General features: G+C 57.5%; 14 protein-coding genes and 1 pseudogene. 4 read left to right on the top strand and 11 right to left on the bottom strand.

Annotation, left to right across the window (positions count from 1 at the left end; all coding sequences use genetic code 11):
- Positions 1–474 precede the first annotated feature (474 nt).
- The 3 genes from WB528_RS20070 to WB528_RS20060 all read left to right on the top strand — a co-directional run bounded on the left by WB528_RS20070 (position 475) and on the right by WB528_RS20060 (position 6162).
- Positions 475–2625 (top strand): tetratricopeptide repeat protein, encoded by a 2151-nt coding sequence (locus WB528_RS20070; protein ID WP_423890151.1) that lies wholly within the window; start codon positions 475–477, stop codon positions 2623–2625.
- A gap of 273 nt (positions 2626–2898) precedes the next feature.
- Entirely contained in the window at positions 2899–5589 is a 2691-nt protein-coding gene (locus tag WB528_RS20065) for an arylsulfatase (protein ID WP_423890150.1), read from the top strand.
- 228 nt (positions 5590–5817) lie between these two features.
- Complete coding sequence (locus WB528_RS20060) at positions 5818–6162, top strand: hypothetical protein (protein WP_423890149.1); 345 nt, start codon at positions 5818–5820, stop codon at positions 6160–6162.
- A gap of 234 nt (positions 6163–6396) precedes the next feature.
- Here the strand turns inward: WB528_RS20060 and WB528_RS20055 are convergent, their stop codons facing one another.
- The 11 genes and pseudogenes from WB528_RS20055 to WB528_RS20005 form a co-directional block, all read right to left on the bottom strand.
- A complete protein-coding gene (locus WB528_RS20055) occupies positions 6397–6549 on the bottom strand; it encodes a hypothetical protein (protein WP_423890148.1) in 153 nt (50 codons plus the stop codon).
- Positions 6550–7198: 649 nt separating this feature from the next.
- Positions 7199–7426: a hypothetical protein gene (locus WB528_RS20050; RefSeq protein ID WP_423890147.1), complete on the bottom strand. Its 228-nt coding sequence runs from the start codon at positions 7424–7426 to the stop codon at positions 7199–7201.
- Positions 7427–7434: 8 nt separating this feature from the next.
- Entirely contained in the window at positions 7435–7641 is a 207-nt protein-coding gene (locus WB528_RS20045) for a hypothetical protein (protein WP_423890146.1), read from the bottom strand.
- A gap of 366 nt (positions 7642–8007) precedes the next feature.
- Positions 8008–8268, bottom strand: a pseudogene (locus WB528_RS20040) (IS110 family transposase); the annotation flags it as partial.
- 328 nt (positions 8269–8596) lie between these two features.
- Positions 8597–10237, bottom strand: a complete 1641-nt coding sequence (locus WB528_RS20035) for an acetolactate synthase large subunit (RefSeq protein ID WP_423890145.1) — start codon at positions 10235–10237, stop codon at positions 8597–8599.
- Positions 10234–10779: a peptide-methionine (S)-S-oxide reductase MsrA gene (gene msrA, locus WB528_RS20030; RefSeq protein WP_423890144.1), complete on the bottom strand. Its 546-nt coding sequence runs from the start codon at positions 10777–10779 to the stop codon at positions 10234–10236. Before msrA ends, WB528_RS20035 begins: the two co-directional genes overlap by 4 nt.
- A 340-nt stretch (positions 10780–11119) precedes the next feature.
- Complete coding sequence (mctP, locus tag WB528_RS20025) at positions 11120–12658, bottom strand: monocarboxylate uptake permease MctP (RefSeq protein ID WP_423890143.1); 1539 nt, start codon at positions 12656–12658, stop codon at positions 11120–11122.
- A gap of 45 nt (positions 12659–12703) precedes the next feature.
- Positions 12704–12910 carry a DUF3311 domain-containing protein gene (locus tag WB528_RS20020; protein WP_423890142.1) on the bottom strand — a complete coding sequence of 69 codons (207 nt, stop codon included), beginning with the start codon at positions 12908–12910 and terminating at the stop codon, positions 12704–12706.
- Between the two features lie 569 nt (positions 12911–13479).
- On the bottom strand, positions 13480–13815 hold the full coding sequence (locus tag WB528_RS20015; protein ID WP_423890141.1) for a carboxymuconolactone decarboxylase family protein: 336 nt from the start codon (positions 13813–13815) through the stop codon (positions 13480–13482).
- Positions 13816–13881: 66 nt separating this feature from the next.
- On the bottom strand, positions 13882–15090 hold the full coding sequence (locus WB528_RS20010; protein ID WP_423890154.1) for an ABC transporter substrate-binding protein: 1209 nt from the start codon (positions 15088–15090) through the stop codon (positions 13882–13884).
- A gap of 60 nt (positions 15091–15150) precedes the next feature.
- Positions 15151–15561: a hypothetical protein gene (locus WB528_RS20005; RefSeq protein ID WP_423890140.1), complete on the bottom strand. Its 411-nt coding sequence runs from the start codon at positions 15559–15561 to the stop codon at positions 15151–15153.
- Here WB528_RS20005 and WB528_RS20000 point away from each other — a divergent pair.
- The gene (locus WB528_RS20000; protein WP_423890139.1) at positions 15554–16453 is read left to right on the top strand and encodes a LysR family transcriptional regulator; all 900 of its coding nucleotides are present in this window, start codon (positions 15554–15556) and stop codon (positions 16451–16453) included. The genes WB528_RS20005 and WB528_RS20000 overlap by 8 nt on opposite strands.
- Positions 16454–16537: the final 84 nt, after the last annotated feature.

Genomic DNA, 16537 nt, shown 5'->3' with positions numbered 1-16537 from the left:
CCATCACACGTACCTTTCCCGGAATGCCCGAGTTCAGCATCAACTATTCACGCTGCCCGAACTGAACTTCCTCAATTCGCCTCTTCGCTTGACTTGACGGTACGTCAGCCGATGATGGGTGCCCTGTCTCGATCGCCCTTGGCGATCCTGAACTGAGGGACGAGGCCGTTGGCACGCAAGCGACGCAAGTCCTCCAATTCTGACGGAGGGCGGAAGAGACCTGTCCGAGAGGTTGTCCAGACCGCGTCGCACGGTGCCGTTCCCGACAATTCCGGAACCGCCTTCCTGTCAAGAAGCCGGCTTTGGATTACTGCGTCGGTCGCTGTGCTAATCGTCGTTGCCACCGGCTTTGGGTTGGATCTGCGGCGCGGCAATGAGATTTCGCCGACGGCAAGCTTTATCGGAAGCCAGACATGCGCTGGGTGCCACCAGACCGAAGCAAGGTTGTGGGGCGCCTCGCAGCATAAGGCTGCGATGCAACATGCAACCGACAAGACCGTTCTCGGCGATTTCAACGACGTAAGCTTTGACTATTACGGCGTACATACGCGTTTCTTCCGCCGCGGTCACCAATTCCTGGTCGAAACCGACGGGCCGGACGGCAAGCTCGCCGTGTTCGAGGTGAAATACACTTTCGGCATCGATCCGCTGCAGCAATATCTCATCGAATTTCCCGATGGCCGGATTCAGGCGTTCTCGATCGCCTGGGACACCAGGCCGAAAGATAAAGGCGGGCAGCACTGGTTTCATATCTACCCGAACGAAGAGATCAAACACGATGACGTCCTGCACTGGACCAAACTGAACCAGAACTGGAATTTCATGTGTGCGGAGTGTCATTCGACCGGCGTGCGCAAGAACTACGATGCCAGGACTGATCACTTCGCCACGACATGGGCGGAAATCAGCGTGGGTTGCGAGGCTTGCCATGGACAGGGCTCGTCTCATGCAGCGTGGGCGCACGATCAAAAAAACTGGTGGCCGTTTGGGAGACGAGAAGATTTGAACAAGGGATTGCTTGTCCGCTTCGACGAGCGCCGCGACGTGACCTGGCCGATCGACAAGCAAACGGGAACGGCGCACCGCAGTGTCGCGCCCGTGCCACTTCGCAAGGAGGTCGAGACTTGCGGACTATGCCATGCGCGACGTGGCGGATTCAACGAGGATTGGATCCCCGGCCAGTGGCTATCGCAAACCCACGTGGTCGAACCGCTCGTGCCCAGCACCTATCATGCTGACGGCCAGATCCGCGACGTGGAGGAAGCGTATAACTATGCTCCCTTCAAGCAGAGCAAGATGTTTGCGGCCGGCGTGACCTGTACCGACTGCCATGACCCGCACAGTGCTAAACTTCGAGCCTCGGGCGAGGGTGTCTGCCTGCGGTGCCATGCGCCCGAAAAATATGCCGATGCCAGGCACCGCCACCATACCGGCATCGACCCGCCGCCTTCGTGCATATCGTGCCACATGCCAGTCCGTACCTACATGGTCGTCGATATCAGGCACGATCATAGCTTCCGAATCCCACGGCCGGATATTTCCCTCAAGCTCGGCGTCCCGAACGCGTGCAACGATTGCCACAATGACAAAGATCCGCAGTGGGCCGCCGCTGCGGTCGAGGGGTGGTTCGGCCCTAACCGCATGGGGTTTCAGACCTACGCAGCCGCTTTCGATGCTTCGCGCTCGGATCAGGCCGACGCTGCCGCACTCCTGGCTGTCTTGGCCTCGGATCAAAATGTGCCAGCCATCGCGCGCGCGAGCGCGCTTGCCGAGCTTGCGCCCCGCATTTCGCCAGCGAACATTACCGTAGCCAGAGGTGCACTCGCCGACCCCGACCCAATGGTCCGGATAGGCGCGCTTGACATGCTGGCAAATGTGCCGGCGAGCCAAGTCTGGCCGCTAGTAGCGCCGCTACTGTCCGACCCGGTACGTGGTGTTCGGATCGCGGCCGCTTCGCTGCTCGCAGCCGTTCCGACCCCGAGCCAGCCTGCACCCGATCGTGAGCGTTTTGATCGCGCCGCAGCCGAATTTGTCGATGCGCAGCGCTCCAACGCAGACCGGCCCGAAGCTCGCACCACATTGGGCAGTTTTCTTGCCCGGCGTGGTCAGTCAGTTGGCGCCGAGACCGAGTACAAGATGGCGCTGCAACTCAGCCCGCAATACCTCCCGGCGTCGATCAATCTCGCTGATCTGTACCGGCAACTTGGCCGGGACAGTGAGGGCGAAGCCGTGCTTCGCGCGGCTATCGCCGTTTCGCCGCGCGAGGCCGCAGCGCACCATGCGCTTGGCTTGACGCTGACGAGGCTCAAACAATCGGCCGCGGCGTTGTCCGAATTCCGGCAGGCCGCGCAACTCGATTCGGATAGCGCGCGCTATGCCTATGTCTACGCCGTTGCGCTGAATTCCGACGGTCAAACCGACAAAGCTATCACGGTATTGAAGGAGGCCCAGACGCGTCACCCTAGCGATCATGACATTCTGTCAGCGTTGATTGTCTTCAATCGTGCGGCCGGCGACCTCGGTTCTGCGCTAATCTATGCAGAGCAACTGGCTGCGGTCGCGCCGGATGACAGGAGTTTGGCCGGACTCATTCAGCAGCTTCGGCGCGCGACCATATCGAAATAAAATGCATTCCTTTGCAGCGAACGAGCCAGCGTCGCCAGCCGAAACTATGCGCGCACCGATCGTCTTGTTGCCACCGCCGAAAGACGTCACGCTCGCCGCGCCCTTAGTCCTGCAAATGGGTTTCTTGCGGAAACGCGGATGGCCTTTTCGAACTCCGCAATATCTGCGCTGCAACTTGCATCACCATAGTTCGTACAATTCGACATTTGATCCAAATCAAACTATCGGCCCCAGCTCAGTTCATCTTGATATTGTGCACATTGCGGAATGGAGATGTTCATGAGCATCGGTCGATTAAGCACTGTAATGTTGACACTGACCTTTATGGTTGCAGCCGCGTCCGCGCAGCAGATCAATGGTGTGCCGGGCTCGCCGAGCGCCACCACGACGATTCCCGGTGACCAGCTTCCGGCACCTCCGGAAAAGTTTGGCGGCAAGATCGAGCGCGACGCGACAAAATCTACCCCCTATTGGCCGGCGCGGATCGTGCCTCCCAAGGGGGCGCCGAACGTGCTTCTGATCATCACCGACGATGCCGGCTATGGGGTATCCTCCACGTTCGGCGGCGTCATCCCCACGCCCGCGCTCGACCGAATTGCGCGTGACGGCCTGCGCTATACCAACTTCCATTCAACCGCTTTGTGCTCGCCGACGCGCGCGGCCCTGATCACGGGCCGCAACCATCATTCAGCTGGCTTTGGGGTCGTTGCCGAGCAGGCCACCGGCTACCCCGGCTACGACAGCGTCATCACCAAGGACAAGGCCACCATCGGCCGCATCCTGACGGACAACGGCTACCACACCGCCTGGTTCGGCAAGAACCACAACACGCCGGAATATCAGGCGTCGCAGGCCGGTCCCTTCGACCAATGGCCGACCGGCATGGGCTTTGAATATTTCTACGGCTTCATGGGCGGCGACACCAATCAGTGGGAGCCGGGCAATCTCGTCCAGAACACGACGCCGATCTATCCCTATGTCGGAAAGCCCGGCTGGAATCTGATGACGGCGATGGCCGACGAGGCGATTGACTACATGAATCGCATCAATGCGCTCTCCCCCGACCAGCCCTTCCTGATCAAGTTCGCGCCCGGCGCCACGCACGCGCCGCATCATCCGACGCCGGAGTGGGTGAAGAAGATCAGCGACATGCATTTGTTCGACGACGGCTGGAACAAGCTGCGCGAGACTATTTTTGCTAACCAGAAGAGACTCGGCGTCATTCCACAGGACGCCAAGCTGACGCCGTGGCCGAAGGATCTCATCAAGGAATGGGATCAGCTCAATGCCGACGAAAAGAAACTGTTCATTAGGCAGGCCGATATCTTCGCGGCCTTTGCCGCTTACGCCGACAATGAGATCGGTCGTGTGATTCAGGCAGTCGACGACCTCGGCAAGCTCGACAACACGATCATAATCTACATCGAGGGCGACAATGGCACGAGCGCCGAGGGTCAGCCGAACGGAACGCCGAACGAGGTCGCGATGTTCAACGGCGCCAATCCGTCGGTCGAACAGCAACTCAAGTATTTCTATGACGTCTGGGGCACGGACCGTACCTACAATCATATGTCAATCGGCTGGGCCTGGGCGTTCGACACGCCGTTCTCCTGGACCAAGCAGGTCGTCTCGCATTTCGGCGGCACACGCCAGGGCATGGCGATCTCCTGGCCAAAGGTGATCACCGACAAGGGCGGAGTTCGCACTCAATTCCATCACGTCATCGATATCGTGCCGACGATTCTTGAAGCGGCCAATATCAAGCAGCCGACGATGGTCGACGGCATCAAGCAGAGCCCGATCGAGGGTGTCAGCATGCTGTATACCTTCGACAAGAAGAACGCGAACGCACCTTCGACCCACAAGACGCAATATTTCGAGATGTTCGCCGATCGCGCGATCTACAACGATGGATGGATTGCCTCGACCAAGGTGATGCGGCCACCATGGGTAACGGTTGCGAAGCTGCCAAGTCCGGAGGATTACCCGTGGGAGCTTTATGACCTGAGAAATGACTGGACCCAGTATGAAGACGTCGCGGCCAAGAATCCTGCCAAGCTAAAGGAGATGCAGGATCTGTTCTGGAAGGAAGCGCAGAAATATCAGGTCTTGCCGCTGGACTCGTCGTTGGTTGCACGGCTTGTCACGCCACGGCCCAGCCTCAGCGCCGGGCGCACTTCGTTCGCCTGGACCCGGCCGATCACCGGTGTGCCGAACGGCGATGCGCCGATCCTGCTCAACGCCTCCTATAATTTCAAGGTGGATGTCGAAATTCAGAAGGGCGGCGCCGAAGGCATGCTGATCACGCAAGGCGGACGGTTCGGCGGTTACGGCTTTTACGTTCTGAAGAACAAGCCTGTATTCACCTGGAACCTGGTCGATCTGAAGCGAGTGCGCTGGGAGGGACCGGAATTGACCCCCGGCCAGCACGTGATCGAGTTCGACTTTAAATATGATGGTCTAGGTGCGGCGACCATAGCGTTCGCGAATTTTACCGGCGTCGGCGCAAGCGGCACCGGGGTATTGAAAGTTGACGGCAAGGCGGTGGCGACCGAGAAAATGGAGCATACGATACCCTTCATCCTGCAGTGGGATGAGTCGCTCGACATCGGTTCGGACACTGGCACCCCGGTAAACGACGACGACTACAGTACGCCGTTCACCTTCACCGGGAAGCTGAACAAGGTCTCACTCAGTATTGAGCGGCCGAAGCTCAGCCCCGAGGACCTCAAGCGCCTTCAGGACGCAGCGCGTGCGGCCGGTGATGGACCGTCCGTCGACGCCGGAAATGAGTCGGCTTCGGCCGCGGCCGGCGGGGCTCCTGTATCGGCTGATGTTGGGCTAAGCCTCATGCAAAAGGTCGAGTTGCAAATCGACAAGCGTGAGGGCTGCCGCAAACAGGCCCAGGCACAAGGTCTTGGGCTGCTCGAACGGATCCAGTTCGTCCGGAAATGCGTGGAGTGATGCGATAGCCAATTGGCGCCAGACACGCTCATAACTACACCCAATTGACGTGGATCAACGTCGGCTTCCGGCGAGATGTTTTGATGAAAAACTTCTTGATCAGAAGATCGTCATCAATTGAGCTCATGGGAGCCACTATGGAAATCATTTCGAAGTTTCTGGCATTTGACGTTCTGATTGCAGCTTCTTCTTGCGAGCGAACCTAATTGCGAACGAAAGGATAAATGTATGACACGCCTCTCACTGATCATCTGCATCGGTGCTGCCCTGACAGCGACTGGTGCATTCGCCCAATCCGTCAACCTGCCCGGTACTTATCAATGTGTGCAAGCGTGCCGCGGCGGCAACTTGGCCTATGTCACGCAGAACGGACCCGAGCTTAATCTGTTGACGGAAGCCGGCGTAGCTTCCCGTGCCTGGCCGGATTGGTTCTATCCGGCGAGCCGCATCTGGATCGATGTCTACAACTATGGTGCCGTCTATGCGGCCGATGGCATGACGATTCAGTTCGACAACGGGACGATCTGGCAGCGCTATGTACCGCCTCCTCCACCACTCCGCAGCCGCGGGTGACACTCGCCTGCGATCAATTTCCGAGCGTGTCGCGACCCCGGGCTGCCGAGCAGACCGGGGTTTCGATTTCGAAATCCTTCACGCAACCTAATTCGATTCAGGGAGCCATCACCCCGGAACGAATGCCCGACTTCTGCTTGGAATGTTCGGCGCTGGGATACCACGGGCGCGTCGCTCGATCTGACACCACGAGCGCCGGACATTGAGCCGCCTGCCACATGACGTAAGGCCGCCTCAGTTGCCGGCAACCCTTCCCTTGCCAAGGCATTCCTTGCACTGCTCATAAATCCTGACACCGGGGCGCGTTGGGTGCTTCACCACTGCAAAGCCGGTGCCCATACATTCCGGGCAGTTGCGCTCTGATGGATTGATGACCGGCTTTTTCATTTGGGTCTTTCTGAGCCGCTTGGCGGATGGCGACCTTAAAATCGGGATAGGGGGAGTCTCGCGACTCCTCCCCTCCCACACCACCGTACATACGGGTTCGTATACGGCGGTTCGCCAGCCACAGACGGTTTGTTTTGCGTCCGTGCCAGAGGCTCGATCGTGGATTTCCACGTGCTGGCTTCGGCCCTTCGGGCAGTGCCGTCCGGGCTTCACCCTTTCCACCGCTCCGAAGGCCAGTGGTCTGGATTTTCTGCCGCACGGCCAGCTCGAGATTTCCACATCCAAACGTCTTTCCGTCTTTCCAGCGTTCAGGCCTTCAGCGAAACTCGTTTCGCCGACTACGCCGTCTGCTGACTTCTCCGCCGCGATCACGGGTCTTACGACCCCGCTCAGTCCGGTGTCCCGGACACGACGGAGATCTCCCGAGGTAAGTTCGCCCTTGCGCATCGCTAACCGTTCGCCGCCATCAGGTTGGGTAAAGGACTTCCACCTCCAAGCTGTCAAACATGCTCGGCATACAAGAAACGGCCCCAGCTTAACGGGGAAGCCGGGGCCTTGTCCTTCTGTGGGACGTTGACGCCCGGTGACGGGCGTAGTCCCGAGGGTCGAAGGGGTGATTCATTCGGAACCCAATCAGAGGCGACACTATCTAGTCCTGAGCTTCTTCCTTAGCCAATTGTCTAAGCAGATCGTCGTGCCGATTCCGCTGCATCGCCAGAGCAAGTTCAGACTCAGCTATCTTCTGTCGATAACTCTCGATCTTTTGTTCGAGGATGTAACGCGCAACCTTCGCCTCTGAGGGGGTCGTGAGAAGCTCCAGCACAGATGGACCGCTTTCCGCTAGGCGTGTTTCGTTTGAGTTCTTTCCTATCTGCATGACCGACCTCAAATTTCAGGCGCTAAACCGGCCCGATCAAAAACTGGCGTTTTCTCAATCTTGCCGGGTCCGGCAGGCGCGTCTTCCGTCGCATGTCGTAACGCCTCTGTCTCGGCATCTAGTCCATCGAAGGTTTCGTTCGCCTGACTGCCGGTGTCGTGTGGTCGCGCTAGAACTTGTTTGCCATCTTCGGGATCGTGATCGCTCTGTGCCATTTTAAGGCTCCTTAAGTAAACCAATCCACTCGCTCGCATTGCGTTCCATCGACTTCAACCCGACAGCACGCCGGGTCATTTCGCGTTGTATCCGAACTCGCCGCAATTGCGCGGCGGCTTTTTCAAGCCTGAAAGCAGAAACAGAAAATGATTTTAAACGACCAACAGGATTGCACCGATAGTTTCGCAGAAATCTTAGACCAAGCGTCGGAGTGGCGAACAAGGACGGCAACCAAGCATCCCGACGACACCCGGAACATCAAAGCAGCCGAAATACTCAAAGCGCTTGCAGCAGATTCGGCGAACTTGACGGACGAACAATGAACAGAACTGAAGCCACACTTCGAACGGAATTCGCAGACTTGTCCCACGCTTCACATAGGCTTTGGCATAGCTCGGCGGCATGAGCCACGTATCATGCCCGAGCATCTTGAGTTCGCGTGCCCATTGGTGCGCCGTTGCGCACGCTTCCATGCCGACGAGACAAGGCGGCAAATCGCCAAAGAATTCAACGACCTTTGCTCGACCGACAGGCTTGCGGATCACCACAGGGCCATCGAGGTCAACGCCGTGAACCTGAAATACCGACTTCGCAATATCGAGACCGATCGTGATAACCTCGCGCATGGACGGCTCCCCTCAATGTGGTTTGCTTCGACGCAACCATCCTATGGCACTTCGATGCCGCAGAGTGGGCGCCGTCCACCACATCATTCGCATCGCTCGCGAGCACCGGATCGAAAGCACTAATTCACGGCGTTAGCTTGTTGGAAGAGAGCGAGACCGCCTAGGTGCAATTCGAGAAGTACGCAAAAACCAGTTCTTGTTGCATGGCGGACGTCTGCTTTATCCGCGGAGAACAGACCTCGTCAGCCAAACCGGCCATTTTCCGAAAAGTGCTAAAGCTCGACGTTCCATGACGTTGGCTTCTAGGCCAGGCTCTGTAAAATGGTTTTCACAAAACCCGGACTACCGAGTGCAGCTCGTTGACAAGCACGCGCATGTTCTCGCTGTAGTCGATAGGCGCCACAACGAGATGAACGCCCCCGTCTCTGAAAGCAGCTTCGAGCATCGTCGAGAGTTCCGAGACTTTGCCGACGCGAGAACCCTTGGCGCCGTATGACTTCGCATAGGCGACGAAATCAGGATTGCCGAAGTCGAGGCCGAAGTCGGAAAACCCGTCGACTTCCTGTTTCCATCGGATCATACCGTAGGCGCGATCCTCGAGCACGAGTACGACGAGGTTCAGCTTGAGCCGCACGGCCGTCTCAAGCTCCTGCGAATTCATCATGAAGCCACCGTCGCCGCAGACGGCGAGCACGCGTCTGTTCGGATGGATGAGCGACGCCGCGATCGCCGAAGGAAGACCCGCCCCCATGGTCGCGAGGGCGTTGTCGAGCAGCAGCGTATTGGCGACGCTGGTGCGATAGTTGCGGGCGAACCAGATCTTGTACATGCCGTTGTCGAGGGCCACGATACCGCCCGGCGGGATGACCTGGCGGACGTCGTGCACAATGCGCTGAGGCGTCAGCGGAAATCGATCCTCCGTCGAACGCTCGGCGAGGTGGGCAAGAATCCCCTCCCGCAGACCCAGTAGTGCCGATGCATTGGGGAGTTTGCCTTCCAGGCGATCGGCCAGGCCTGCGAGGCTGGCGCCAACGTCTCCGACGATCTCCGCCTGCGGGAAGTACACTTGCTCCACCGTCGCCGGCGTGGCGCCGACATGGATGACTTGCGGTCCATTATTGCCCATCAGGAAAGGAGGCTTCTCGACGGTGTCATGGCCGATCGAAATAATCAGGTCGGCCTGGTCGATGGCCTCGTGAACCCAATCCCGTTCGGACAGCGCGGCCGTACCCACATAGAGATTGGAGCCCGCATTGACAGCGCCCTTCCCCATCTGGGTGTTGAAGAATGGGATCTTGCATCTTCGTACAAACGCCGACAGCGGCTCGGCGAGTTGCGGACGGCTTGCCGCAGCGCCCAGCATGACGAGAGGTCTGCTGGCGCCTATGATCATGGCGGCGGCGCGCTTGATGGCCGCTGCAGACGCAACCGGAAGTTCGACAACATGTGAGGGAATGATGTCCGCATCGGCATGGTCGGCCGCGATATCCTCCGGCAGTTCGAGATGCACCGGGCCCGGCCGCTCCTGGTTCGCGACCCGGAACGCGTCGCGAACCAGAGTCGGAATACTCTGCGCGGAGACGATCTGCGTCGCCATCTTGGTGAGCGGTCGCATCGTTGCGACGATGTCGACGATCTGAAAGCGCGCCTGACGGCTGCTCCGGATCGCCTTCTGTCCGGTGATCATGACCATCGGCATCGCGCCCAAATGCGCGTAGGCCGCGGCCGTCGTTAGATTGAGCGCACCGGGACCCAGCGTCGTCAGGCACACGCCCGCGCGTCCGGTAAGACGACCGTAGGTGGCCGCCATGAAGCCGGCAGCCTGCTCGTGCCGCGTCAGTACGAGCCTGATCTTCGAGCGCCGCAGCGAATCCAGCACGTCGAGATTCTCCTCGCCGGGAATGGCGAAGATGTACGCGACGCCCTCGTTCTCGAGAGCGGCGACCAGCAAATCGGATCCTTTTGTCACGCCGCCGAAACTCCGCCCGCGCCTGATTCAGCTTTCTCCGCCCGGAGCGGCAGTCTCCAGTTCGGCCGAATGAAGTGACATGTGTAGCCGTCCGGATATTTCTCCAGATAATCCTGGTGCTCGGGCTCGGCCTCCCAGAACTGTCCGGCTGGTGCCACCTCCGTGACAACCTTGCCCGGCCAAAGGCCGGAAGCATCGACATCGGCGATGGTGTCTTCCGCGATCCGCTTCTGCTCCTCGCTGGTATAGAAGATGGCCGAGCGGTAGCTCGCTCCCTGGTCGTTGCCCTGGCGGTTCAACGTCGAGGGATCATGGATCTGGAAAAAGAATTCCAGCAGCTTCCGATAGCTGATGGCCTGCGGATCAAAGGTAATCTCAATGGCTTCCGCGTGATTGCCGTGGTTGCGATACGTCGCGTTTGGTACCTCGCCGCCGGTGTAGCCCACCCTGGTTGAGATCACGCCGGGATACCGGCGTAGCAGATCCTGCACACCCCAGAAGCAGCCGCCAGCAAGGACTGCTCGTTCCGTCGAAACTGTCATGTCTGTCCTCCTTCGGTTCGCTGCCGGCGTCGTTCCCGAAGCTCTATCAAAGACACATAATGAGGCCGAACGATACAGAAGTGCAAATATCTACGAACGTCTGCTTAAGCGATTGCCCGCTAATCTGCGTTGAAGCTCCTTACAGCACTTTGGGAGCGGACCAGCGCGCCCCTTTTCGGCGATCCTCCCTTGGGTGACTCCAGTTGGCAGCGTGCGCCTTATCCGAGCAAACTGTAAACTAACCGCTGAGGCGCATTGGTTTGCGACAGAGACAGCCGTCGGAACCGATTGAATGCACGATTAAAAACAGTTCGAAGCAGCCGGATCTGGTCTAGCCGCATCAGACGCGGTAATCCGCGGCCGACGTCAGGTCCGTGCCACGAGTCGCCAAGATCTGGTTGAACAGCAGCGAGAGCACGATGCTCACTGCAAAATTGATCGCGAGCGCATAGAGCGCTGCGTAACCGGGCACGGTGAAACCGTCGACTGCCAACGGAAAAACGGCGGACTGGAAACTGAGCGAGGCAGCCATCCACGTACCTGCGATAAGACCCGCTGCCCAGCCTATGATAAGCGCCCAAGGATTAAGCCAGCGCGTATAGAGACCGACGATGACCGCGGGAATGGTCTGGCTAATCCAGATGCCGCCGAGCAGTTGCAGCTGTATCGCATATTTGAGAGGCATAAAAATAATGAATAGAAGGGCACCGAACTTGACAATTAGCGACGTGATCTTCGCGTTTTGCGCTTCTTGCTTCGGAGTGCAATTCGGTCGAATGAACTGGACATAGATATTGCGTGTAAACAGGTTCGATGCCGCTATTGACATGATTGCCGCCGGCACCAGGCCGCCTATGCCGATGGCCGCGAACGCTATCCCGACGAACCAGTCAGGGAAGGTGTGGAGGATAAGGGCGGGCACAGCAAAATTCGTCCCGTACTGAGCGAATTGTGGTGCGAACTCGGGCAGTTTATCGACCCCCACAGCCAAGGCCATGAAGCCCGTGAGTGCAAGGAGACCCAGCATAAAAGAATATGCTGGCAGATAAGCTGCATTGCGCCGGATCACTTCCCGGCTGTTCGAGCTGAGCACGGCCGTCATGGTGTGCGGATAGAGGAATAGGGCAAAAGCCGAGCCGAGTGCCAAGGTTGCATAGGCGGAGAATTGGCCAAGATTGCCGTCCTTCGGACCTGCGAGCAAAAGCTTCGCGGGTGGAATCATCGCGAACATCTTTCCATAGCCACCAAGTTCGATCGGAACCACGATGACCATGGCAAGCACGGTGATGTAGATAAGCGTGTCTTTCACCACGGCGATCATCGCCGGAGCGCGGAGGCCACTGGTATAAGTAAATGCCGCAAGGATGACAAAGGCGATGATGAGCGGCAGATCGCCATAGAATCCGACCGTCCCAACGCCCATCGCGCCGATTACAACCTGCAATCCGAGCAACTGTAGCGCGATGTAAGGCATTGTCGCGACGATGCCGGTGATCGCTACGGCGAGCACGAGCCACTTGTTGCCGTACCGACCTTGGACAAAGTCGCCGGCGGTGATGAAATTGTGTCTGTGCGCGACCGACCACATACGCGGCAGAATCAGAAAGACCAGCGGATATACAATGATCGTGTAAGGCAGCGCGAAAAAGCCGATAGCTCCGGCGCCGAAAACAAGAGCCGGTACGGCAATAAAAGTATACGCGGTATAGACGTCACCGCCGAGCAGAAACCAGATGACGATGGTCCCGAGACGGCGTCCCGCCAGACCCCATTCATTCAGCACGTCGAGATCGCCACGGCGCCAATGAGCTGCAGCAAAGCCAATAATCGTCACCGCTCCGAACAACAGGACGAAGACGATGATCGCGGTCCAGTTCATGTTCGTCTCATAATTTAGCCGTGTAGCTACGAAGTGCCGATTGGGCTAATCGTTCTTGTAATGCACCCAAATGATCAGGGCAGAGGTGAGAATCACCCAGAGAAACTGATACCAATAAAAAAATGGGATACCCCACAGAGCCGGCTCTACGAAATTATAGAACGGCACCCAGAGTAGGGCGATGAACGGTATCAGCAGCAACCAATTCCAAAGGGGCGAACTGCCGCCTGACCTAGTCGGATGCCTTGCCATTGAGCTTTTGCTTCTTTTTCGAGAGAAACGATAAGAGCTGTATCTGATCCGTTAACTCGTTAGTTCGGCTCAAGATCCAGTTTGGGCCGTCTCTCGTAGGTAAAGCTAAAGTTTAGCGTAACTGACGACGAAGGCTGTTCAAAACTGCTCAGTTTAAATCTTTTTAGTGTGCCGCCGCGCGATCGACGATCGCCAGAGCTCGGAGACGTGGGGTCGGTCCGCGCATGGAACGCCTTCAATTCGTTGGCCTCGCCGATTAACTTTTCGAAGATCGAAGGATTTGGGCTACCTATTCGTCGTAGTCCTCGAGCATGTCGCCACTCCGGCGAGCATGAACGCGGGCGTCTCAATACGAGTTCCGATTTTCCCGGCGCTGGGACTAACACTTGTCCCGAGCGGGACAACCGTGAATTCGGATTGTATTTGATGGTCATTTGTTCCTCGTCGATCTCTTTGCGCAGTCGCTGGGCGCGCAAGGCGGCCCTAACATCTCCCGATCGGTCAATTTGAACCACCTACGCCTTTATGATGTCTCCTATATGCGGTCGATCGCCCGTCCGGCAACGACGTTAGCTTGTCGATCTTTCAACGACGTCCAACATTAGCGCCGAATGGGCGAAGGCGGCGCCTGCTCTCATTTCCGCGGCGACCCAGACTGCTTCCATCAGCTCTTGCGCAGTCGCTCCCGACCGTAGCGCTGCCCTCGTGTGGCCCTGGATGCAGTAAGGGCACTGCGTCACATGGGCGACCGCCACCGCTATCAGCTGCTTCGTCTTTTTCGAAAGAGCGCCATCTGCAAACACGGCTTGGCTGAACGCCTGAAAGGCGGCTTCGGACTTTGGCGCCAGCTCGCGCCGCTTTTGGGCGTGCTCAGGCGTGGCCTTTGGATACATTTCATTGCTCATCGTTTGATACCGTTGGACGTAAAGACCCCTGCCTGCCTGTAAGCCGCTCAGAAAGGTCGATTGCTCTCAGTCCTTGAGCAACGGACACTTCGAGTCAGAGAGCTTCCCGAAAGCCTGATCGCCGGGCATCGTCTCCACAAGTCGATAGTAATCCCACGGCTGTTTCGATTCTGAAGGCGTCTTGACCTGCATGATGTACATTTCATGTTCCATCAACCCATCAGCGCGGATTTTGCCATTGGACGTAAACATGTCGTCGATCTTCGCCTTGTGCAGTTCCGCCATGACCTTATCTGCATCAGTTGTTTTGGCGGCCTTGACCGCCTTGAGATATGTGAGCGTCGCCGAATAATAGGCGGCCTGGGTCATCGTTGGCTCGCGTTTTGTTTTTTCGAAGAAACGCTTCGCAAACGCCCGGGTCTTGTCGTTGAGATCCCAATACCAACCCGTCGTAAGGTAGAGGCCCTGGGCAGTTTCCAGACCCAGACTATGGATGTCGGTGATGAATGCGAGTAACGCGGCGGGCTTCATTTTCTTCGTGACCCCAAACTGATTGGCGGCCTTGAGCGAGTTGGTGAAATCACCGCCGGCGTTGGCAAGACCCAGAACCTGCGCACCCGAATTCTGCGCCTGCAAAACAAAGGAAGAAAAGTCGGACGTCGCCAGGGGGACCCGCACGGAGCCGACAATCTTGCCACCACTGGCGGTCACTACGTTGGCCGCAGCATCCTGAAGCTGGGTGCCAAAGGCATAGTCAGCCGTCACGAAGAACCACGACTTTCCGCCTTGCTTTAAAATGGTGGTGGCGGTCCCGTTACCGAGCGCCGTGGTATCGTAGGCATAATGTACCGTGTAAGGCGTACAATCCTTGCCGGTGAGCGATGCTCCCGCAGCACCAATGGCGAAAAACGGAGTCTTCTTCTCTTTTGCGACCGTTGCCATTGCAATGTTGACGCCGGTATTGGAACCGCCGAGTACCATGGTCAGGCCATCTCGATCCGCCCACTCGCGAAATTTCTCAGCGCCGAGGTCCGGCTTGTTTTGATGGTCAGTTACGAGTAGCTCGATCTTCTTTCCAAGTACGGAACCGCCAAAATCGGCGATTGCCATTTTAGCGGCTTCGACGCCGCCGGGTCCAATGATGTCCGCATAAACGCCGGACATGTCATCGATATCGCCGATCACGACTTTGTTTGCTTCGGCATATGCTGCTGATGCCGATATGGAAGCGCACGCCACCAAAGCAATCGCGCAAAGCTTGCTTCTCCTGTTCATTTTTTTGCGTCCTTCCTTAACGATTGGCACCGCCCCAAAATTTCGTTTTCCAAAGCCAAGTCAGATATCCTGCGGCAAAGGCCGGTCCGCATCCGGCTGCACCAAGGCCGCGCTGGTATCGCTTCCGGAGGTTTGAAAACCGCAGCACTTACCACCGTACGGTCGCCGCGATGACGAGAGCCAACAACGCAATAATCGCAGCCATATCGATAGATCTCGGATCCCGAGATCTCGGATCACGGCGGCGCTTGTCTGAATTTCTCTGCATGACCCGCGCTCCTGCTGCGGATGCTTCAGAATAACGTTCTTCGGAATTCCAAACTCGGCAATAGCCGTCGCTCGCTTAACGTTGGCGATCAGGACGAAACCCATTTTCCAAAGAAATCTATGCCAAAGATTACTTTTGACAAACGAATAATATCGACGCTTGATATCTATAAGATCAATATCAAAGGAGCTGCCGATGGACACCGAACTGGCCAGAACCTTCCTCACGGTTGTTACAGCGGGCAACTTTATTAATGCCGCGGATCGACTTCACGTCAGCCAGTCGACGGTCAGCACGCGCATTCATACACTTGAAAACCGACTGGGTTGCACGCTCTTCGTCCGCAACAAGGCTGGTACGACGCTAACGCCCGCCGGACGCCAGTTTCAACGGCACGCGGCCACGCTGGTCCGAACAATAGAACAGGCGCGCCACGACATCGGAATTCCTGAAGGGTTTAGCGGAACGCTCGTTGTTGGCGGCCGGATTGGCCTGTGGGAGGAATTTCTGTTGCAGTGGCTTCCATTGATGAGGGAGGCTAAACCGGAGATATCGATACGCGCCGAAAGCGGTCTTGAATCGGCGCTTATGCAGGGGCTCGTCGAAGGTCGGATGGATATTGCAGTCATGTACACTCCACAAAGTCGTCCCGGCTTGAAAATCGAGCAATTGTTTGAAGAACAACTTATCCTGGTTTCGACAGATCCGAGCGACGAACCTGAGCCCCAACCTGGCTATGTCTACGTGGACTGGGGGCCGGAATTTTATGCAAGACACAGTGTCTGCTTTCCGCATTTCGGTGGTCCTTCGCTAACCGCGAATATCGGCTGGTTGGGATTGCAGCACGTATTGACGAACGGCGGCTCCGGCTATTTCCCCAAGCGGATCGTATTGCCCCACCTCAAGGCCAACCGGCTCAATGTGATCGGCAGTGCGCCCGAATTTTCAATGCCCGCATACGTCGTTTATCCTATTGAGTGCGATCGCGACCTGTTCGGCAGTGCGCTCGAGATCATGCATCGAATCGCTAACCCGAAAGCGACAACTAAAGCTGGCAAGACGACCGCGAAGCCATCTGCGCGAAAAGTTCGCTAGATCGTCATCACGCTCGCATTCCTACGTTCGCGCAACAATGCGAAGCAACAGCTGGATGTCGTGTCTCGCCACCTTCTTCCATTT

The sequence above is a fragment of the Bradyrhizobium sp. genome, from assembly GCF_049586575.1.
Classification (GTDB): domain Bacteria; phylum Pseudomonadota; class Alphaproteobacteria; order Rhizobiales; family Xanthobacteraceae; genus Bradyrhizobium.
This window is presented reverse-complemented; position numbering and strand designations above follow the sequence as displayed.